This is a genomic window from Duganella aceris (assembly GCF_011090165.1).
GTDB classification, from domain to species: Bacteria; Pseudomonadota; Gammaproteobacteria; order Burkholderiales; family Burkholderiaceae_D; genus Rugamonas; species Rugamonas aceris.
This window is the reverse complement of record NZ_JAADJT010000029.1, coordinates 1-7449: the sequence shown is the minus strand read 5'-3', so window position 1 is coordinate 7449 and position 7449 is coordinate 1. Positions and strand designations below refer to the sequence as shown.

Here is a 7449-nt window from a genome sequence, read left to right as displayed (position 1 = left end):
ATCGACTGTTAATTTTTAAAGAACTTCAATTCGGTACTGCGTGCTGACAAAGCGTTTTGTCTGTCAGCGAAGAAGAAAGAGTATGAAGCGTTTAGCTCGTTTCGTCAACCTTCTTTTTCTCGCTCACTCTGCATTTGCATGCGTCGTTTTGCGAGGGAGCGAACTATAGCAAAGGCTGGATCGAACTGCCAAGTTTTATTTTTGCAGGCTCGCAAACTCATCATCGGTGAACAGGCGCGACCTGGTGAGGAAGCGCCGGCCGGTGCCGTTATCCAGCGAGAACATACCGCCGTTGCCATCGACCACATCGATGATCAACTGCGTATGCTCCCAATAGGCGAACTGCTCTGCGCCCATGTAGAACGGCGCGCCATCCAGATCGCCGAGATGCACATCTGTGTCGGAGATGTTGAACTCGCCGGCCGGATAACACATCGGCGTGCTGCCGTCGCAGCAGCCGCCGGACTGGAAGAACATCAGCTGGCCATGCCGCTTGCGCAGCGTGGCCAGCATCTCAAGCGCGGCCGGAGTGGCGGTCACGCGTTGCACGGCATCGCTCATCGCCGCTCCTAGAAAAAGCCCAGCGCGTTCGGGCTGTAGCTGACCAGCAGATTCTTGGTCTGCTGGTAGTGGTCCAGCATCATCTTGTGGTTCTCGCGCCCGATGCCCGACTGCTTGTAGCCGCCGAACGCCGCGTGTGCCGGATACAGGTGATAGCAATTAGTCCACACACGCCCCGCCTGTATCGCGCGGCCGACACGGAAGGCGCGCGAACCATCGCGCGTCCAAAGCCCCGCCCCCAGTCCATACAAGGTATCGTTGGCGATGCGCAGCGCGTCCGCCTCATCCTTGAAGGTCGTGACCGACACCACCGGCCCGAAGATCTCTTCCTGGAAGATGCGCATGCTGTTCTCGCCCTTGAACACGGTCGGATGCACGTAGTAGCCATCCTGCATATCACCGCTCTTGACGTTGCGTCCGCCGCCGGCCAGCACCTCGGCGCCCTCCTGCTTGCCGATGTCGATATACGACAGGATTTTTTCCAGCTGCTCCTGCGACGCCTGCGCACCCAGCATCGTGGTCGCGTCGAGCGGGTTGCCCTGTTTAATCGACGCCACGCGGGCCAGCGCACGCTCGATGAACTTGTCGTAGATCGATTCCTGGATCAGCACCCGCGACGGGCAAGTGCAAACCTCGCCCTGGTTCAGCGCGAACATCGCGAAGCCCTCCAGGCATTTATCGAAGAAGGCGTCGTCGGCATCCATCACATCGGCGAAGAAGATGTTCGGCGATTTGCCGCCCAGCTCCAGCGTCACCGGAATCAGGTTCTGCGCCGCGTACTGCATGATCAGGCGGCCGGTGCCGGTCTCGCCGGTAAAGGCGATCTTGGCGATGCGCTTGCTCGACGCCAGCGGCTTGCCGGCCTCCAGTCCGTAGCCGTTGACGATGTTCAGCACGCCCGGCGGCAACAAGTCGCCGATCAGCTCCACCAACACCATGATCGAGGCCGGCGTCTGCTCGGCCGGCTTCAGCACCACGCAGTTGCCGGCGGCCAGCGCCGGCGCTAGTTTCCACACCGCCATCAGGATCGGGAAGTTCCACGGGATGATCTGGCCGACCACGCCCAGCGGCTCGTGGAAGTGGTAGGCATAGGTCTCGGCATCGATCTGCGCCACCGAACCCTCCTGCGCGCGGATGCAGCCGGCGAAATAGCGGAAGTGATCGATCGCCAGCGGGATGTCGGCCGCCGTGGTCTCGCGGATCGGCTTGCCGTTGTCGATGGTCTCGGCGGTGGCCAGCAGCGCCAGGTTCGCTTCCATGCGGTCGGCGATCTTGTTCAGGATGTTGGCGCGCTCGGCCTGCGAGGTCTTGCCCCACGCTTCCTTGGCGGCATGCGCCGCGTCCAGCGCCAGCTCCACGTCCTCCGCGGTGGAGCGCGCCACCTCGCAGAACGGTTGCCCGGTGATCGGCGTGATGTTGCCGAAGTATTCGCCCTTGACCGGCGCCACGAACTTGCCGCCGATATAGTTGTCGTAGCGTTGCTTGAACGGATTCGCTACGCCCAGTTTGCTGATGTCTGCCAGATTCATGTCGTCCTCTTTCTCGTTTGATTTAACTACGTGAAAAGCCTGCCACAATCAGCCACTGGACGGCGCACGCGTCAGCACACCGCTGAGCCGCGCCAAGCGCGATGCCCTGGGCTACTTTATGATGGCAAGTCGCCCACCTGGAGAAACCATGAAGCAACACCCTGTACGCCTGAATGCCATCGCCGCGCTGTTCGCGCTGGGCGCCACCGGCGCCGCCTCGGCCGCCGCCGCCGACGAAGCGGCCGCCGCGCCGATGGCCGATGTGGTGGTGGTCAGCGCCACCCGCGTCGGCAACTCCAGCTTCGACATGCCGGCCGCAATCGACGTGGTCGACGCCGCCCGCATTCACGACGGCCAGGCGCGCGTCAACGCCTCCGAAGCGCTGGCCGCCGTCCCGGGGCTGGTGGCGCAGAACCGCCAGAATTATGCGCAGGATTTGCAGATCTCCTCGCGCGGCTTTGGCGCCCGTTCCGCCTTCGGCGTGCGCGGCGTGCACCTGATCGCCGACGGCATCCCGGCCAGCATGCCGGATGGCCAGGGCCAGGCCGCCACCTTCAATCTCGACATGGCGGACCGCATCGAAGTGCTGCGCGGCCCTTTCTCCGCGATTTACGGCAACCACTCCGGCGGCGTGATCCAGCTGTTCACCAGGGACGGTGCCGGCGCGCCGACGGTGGAACTGAATGTCCTCGGCGGCAGCTACGGCACGCACAAGGTCGACCTCAACGCGCAAGGCGCCAGCGGCGGCATCGGCTACGTGCTGGACGCGTCGCGCTTCGACACCGACGGCTACCGCGCCCACAGCGCCGCCAGGCGTGACCAGGCCTACGCCAAGCTGACCGTCGCGCCGATGGACAACGCCAAGCTGACCATTGTCGCCAACGGCCTGCAACAGGACGACACGCAGGATGCGCTGGGCGCGACCTGGGCCAGCTACCAGCGCGACCCACGCGCCGGCGAGATCGACACCACCGATAGCGCCACGCCCAAGCGCACGCTGGCGGACCGCTACAACACCCGCAAGAGCATCGACCACAAACAGATCGGCGCCAGCTGGGAGCAGCGCTTCGGCGACGACCGCCTGCGCGTGACGGCCTACGGCGGCAATCGCGGAGTGATCCAGTATCAGGCGTTCTCCAAGGCCTTCCAGGCGCCGGCCAGCCACTCCGGCGGCGTGGTCGATTTCGACCGCGACTTCAAAGGCACGGACCTGAGCTGGCTGCATGTCGCAGCGCTGGCGGGCGGCAAGCTCAGTACCACAGTCGGCCTGGAATACGGCAGCTCCAACGACGCGCGCAAAGGCTACGAAAACTTCATCGGCAACCAGTTCGGCTTCAAGGGCGCGCTGCGGCGCGACGAGGAGGACGATGTCTCCAACCTCGATCCCTATCTGCAGACGGAATGGCAAACGGATGACTGGATGATCAGCGCAGGCCTGCGTCACAGCCGGGTGAAGATTTCGGTCGACGATCGCTATCTCGCCAACGGCAACGACAGCGGCGCGCTGCGCTACAGCCACACCACGCCGGTGCTGGGCGCGTTGTACAAGCTGTCGCCGTCGCTGCACCTGTACGCCAGCGCAGCGCGCGGCTTCGAGACGCCAACGCTCAACGAGTTGTTCTATTCGGGCACCGGCGGCGGCTTCAACTTCCGGCTGCGACCCGCGTACAGCACCCATCTGGAAGCCGGCATCAAGGCGCGGCTGGATGACAGCACCCGCATCAACGCCGCGCTGTTCCAGGTCAAGACCTCCGACGAGCTGGTGGTCGACAGTTCCAGCGGCGGCCGCACCAGTTACCGCAACGGCGGCAAGACGCTGCGCCAGGGATTGGAAGTGTCGCTGGATTCGTCGTGGCGCAACGGCTTCAGCACGCGCCTGGCGTTGACCAGTTTGCGCGCGATCTACGACCAGGGCTTCGGCAATGTGCTGAAGGGCAGCCGCCTGCCGGGCGTACCGAACGCGAACCTGTACGGTGAGCTGGCATGGGCCGCCGACGGTGGCGGCATCGGCGCTGCGCTGGAGGCTGTCGCCAGCAGCAAGATCTATGCGGAGGACACCAACATCGACCAGGCGGCGCCCGGCTACGGCGTGCTCAATGCGCGCGTGACGGCGGCGCAGCAGTTGGGCGGCTGGCGCTTCAAGCAGTTCGCGCGCTTGAACAACCTGCTGGACAAGAACTACGTGGGCTCGGTGATCGTCGGCGACAGCAACAAGCGTTACTACGAAGCGGCGCCGACGCGCAACTGGCTGCTGGGCGCCAGCGCGCTGTATCGGTTCTGACGCGGCGGCGATCTCCATGAATCCAGCACACCCTCATCGGTACGACGCCATCGTCGTCGGCAGCGGTCCGGGCGGCGCCAGCGTCGCGCGTGAACTCGCGCGGCGCGGCCGGCGCGTGCTGGTGCTGGAACAGGGCAGCGCGGCGCCGCTGCAAGGCACGTTGTCGCAGATGGCCGGCATCGCCGCCGTTCCGGGCAAGGGCGCCTTCCTGCATCGCGATGCTTCGCTGCTGGTGCGCGGTATCGCGGCCGGAGGCACCTCGACCATCAACTTCGCCACGGCCGCGCCGCCGCCATTGGACATGTTCGCCGCACACGATATCGATCTGGCGCCGGCGCTGGAATCGCTACGCGCCGAGCTGCCGATGGCGCCGCTGCCGGATGCCTTGATCGGGCCGATGGCCCAGCGCATCCAGCAAGGCGCGCTGGCGCAGCAACTGGCGTGGCGCAAACTCGACAAGTTGATCCGGCCGCAAATCTGCCGCACCGGTTGCTGGCGTTGCGTGTACGGCTGCCCGTTCGGGGCCAAATGGACGGCGCGCGATTTCCTGGATGAGGCGATTCAATCCGGCGCGACGTTGATCGATAACGCCAAGGTGGACAGCGTGATCGTGGCGAACGGCCGCGCGGCCGGCGTGCGCTATCGCCGCGACGGTGTGGAGCACGAAGCTGTGGGCGCCGACATCGTGCTGGCCTGTGGCGGCATCGGCAGTCCGCAGCTGCTGCACCGTTCCGGCCTGCACCCGGCGCGCAGCGCATTCTTCAGCGATCCGGTGATCGCGGTCATGGGTCACGCGGACGATATCGATGGCGGCGCCGAGGTGCCGATGGCGGCGGGACTGTATCTACAACATGAGGGCATCGCGCTGGCCGACATGACCTTGCCGAAGCCGATGTACCAGGCGTTCGCGGCGCAGGTCGGGCGCGTGGACCGGCTGCTGTCGCATGCGCAGGCGCTGACCATCATGGTCAAGATACGCGACGACATCGGCGGCGCCGTCGGCCCGCGCTGGGTCGACAAGACTTTGACGCCGGCGGACCGGCGCAAGCTGGCGGCGGGCGTCGGCATGGCGCGCGACATACTGCGCGCGGCCGGCGCGAAAAAGATATTCAAGAGTTGGCACTTCGCCGCGCATCCGGGCGGCAGCGTGCGCATCGGCGAGGGCGTGGACAGCACGCTGCAAACTTCCACCGCGCATCTCTACATCTGCGACGCCTCGGTCATCCCGCAGCCATGGGGATTGCCGCCGACGCTGACCTTGCTCTGCCTCGGCAAGCGCCTGGGTTCATCGCTGGCTTAGCGCAGCCGCATGCGTGAGGCGCCGGGCACGGCGACGCGCTCAGCCAGCTTGAAAATGCTGACCGCCTGCGACAGATGCTGCGCCTGATCCTGCATGCTGTGCGCGGCGGCGGCGGCTTCTTCGACCAACGCCGCGTTCTGCTGCGTCACGTCGTCCATCTGCCGGATCGCCTGGTTGATTTGCTCGATGTCGACGGTTTGCGCTTCGCTGGCCGAGGTGATCTCGCTGATGATGTCGGTGACGCGGCGCACGCTGCCGACCACCTCCTCCATCGTGGCGCCGGCCTGGTTGACCAGGCGCGCGCCCGCGTCCACCGTCTCCACGGAATTGTCGATCAAAGCCTTGATCTCCTTCGCCGCCGCCGATGAGCGCTGCGCCAGATTGCGCACCTCGGTCGCCACCACCGCGAAGCCGCGTCCCTGTTCGCCGGCACGCGCCGCTTCAACCGCCGCGTTCAAGGCCAGGATATTGGTCTGGAAGGCGATGCCGTCGATGACCGAAATGATGTCGACGATCTTGCGCGACGAGGTATTGATCGCGCCCATGGTATCGACCACCTGCGCCACCACCGTGCCGCCGCGCACCGCCACTTCCGAAGCCGATACCGCCAGCTGCCTTGCCTGGCGCGCGTTGTCCGCGTTGTGCCGCACGGCGCCGGTCAGCGCGTCGATCGACGAGGTGGTGTGCTCCAGCGCCGCAGCTTGCGCTTCGGTGCGCGCCGACAGATCCTGGTTGCCGGATGCGATCTGCACCGAGGCGCTGGCGATGGTGCCGGTGCCGCTGCGGATCTGGCCGACGATGTTCACCAAGCCGTCCTGCATCGCCTTCATCGCGGCCAGCAGGCTGTCGCGATCATGCGGCTCGGTATGGATGTGCACGGCCAGGTCGCCGGCCGCGATGGCGCCGGCGATCTCGGTCGCGTAGCGCGGTTCGCCGCCCAGCTGGCGCATCAGCTTGCGCGCCAGCGCATACAGGAAAGCGGCGGCCAGGCCGACGGATCCCAGGAGGATCGCCAGCATGACGGCGGAGGAGGAAGTGATTTGCGTCTTGGCGTCCGCTTCGTCGTCGGCGTTGCGCTTGGTGGCCAGGTCGACCAGTTTGTTGACGGCCGCGCGATGCTGCGAGTAGCGCTGCTTCATGATGTCCAGCGCCGCCGTCGCGGCTTCGGTATCGTCGCGCTCCAGCGCGGGCACGAATTGGGCGAACGCGATCTGGTAGAACTCCTGCGCCGGCTTGTCGGCGCCGGTCAGCAGCAATTCCTTGATATCGGCTTCCAGCACTTCCTTGGTCCAGAATTCATGCCGCGTGTCGTAGTCTTTTTTGAGCGACTTCAGGTTTTCGATCAAGGTCTTGCGTTCCGGCGGCGGCGCGCTCATGGCCTGCAGCGAGACCAGATAGGATTCGATGATGTATTCGGGCGGCGGCAGGATGTCGGCGATCAGATCCTTGCCCTGCACCACGCGCTGGTAGATCGGGCCGTTGACCTTGAGCTGGTTGAGTACCTTGAACGACCAGCCGCCATACAGGGCGAAACCGGCAACGATGATCACCATCAGTAAAGCGAAGCGATGGGCCAGCTTTATCTCTGTAACTTTCATTATGTCCCTTAGTAGCCAATACCGAAACCGGAAGTATATAGCTTAAAGGCAACACAAACGCAAAAAAGCCCCGACCGGATCACCGGAAGGGGCTTTTTCTAATAACTAGCTTGACGATAACCTACTTTCACACTGGTTGCAGCACTATCATCGGCGCAGAGTTGTTTCACGGTCCTGTTC

The 7449-nt window shown here is 64.7% G+C and carries 5 protein-coding genes; 2 read left to right on the top strand and 3 right to left on the bottom strand.

Annotated elements, in window-relative coordinates:
• Positions 1–195: 195 nt before the first annotated feature.
• Together GW587_RS30795 and adh are read right to left on the bottom strand one after the other, a co-directional pair.
• Positions 196–561, bottom strand: coding sequence for a DUF779 domain-containing protein (locus GW587_RS30795; RefSeq protein WP_166108728.1), 366 nt, complete (start codon positions 559–561; stop codon positions 196–198).
• 8 nt (positions 562–569) lie between these two features.
• Positions 570–2090, bottom strand: coding sequence for an aldehyde dehydrogenase (adh, locus tag GW587_RS30790; protein ID WP_166108727.1), 1521 nt, complete (start codon positions 2088–2090; stop codon positions 570–572).
• A gap of 148 nt (positions 2091–2238) precedes the next feature.
• On the opposite strand from adh, the gene GW587_RS30785 reads away from it, so the two are divergent.
• Together GW587_RS30785 and GW587_RS30780 are read left to right on the top strand one after the other, a co-directional pair.
• Positions 2239–4371, top strand: coding sequence for a TonB-dependent receptor family protein (locus tag GW587_RS30785; protein WP_166108726.1), 2133 nt, complete (start codon positions 2239–2241; stop codon positions 4369–4371).
• Between the two features lie 16 nt (positions 4372–4387).
• Positions 4388–5671 (top strand): GMC family oxidoreductase N-terminal domain-containing protein, encoded by a 1284-nt coding sequence (locus tag GW587_RS30780; protein ID WP_166108725.1) that lies wholly within the window; start codon positions 4388–4390, stop codon positions 5669–5671.
• On the opposite strand, the gene GW587_RS30775 is transcribed toward GW587_RS30780, so the two are convergent.
• Entirely contained in the window at positions 5668–7224 is a 1557-nt protein-coding gene (locus tag GW587_RS30775; RefSeq protein ID WP_229259740.1) for a methyl-accepting chemotaxis protein, read from the bottom strand. The two genes, GW587_RS30780 and GW587_RS30775, sit on opposite strands and share 4 nt — an antisense overlap.
• Positions 7225–7449 lie beyond the last annotated feature (225 nt).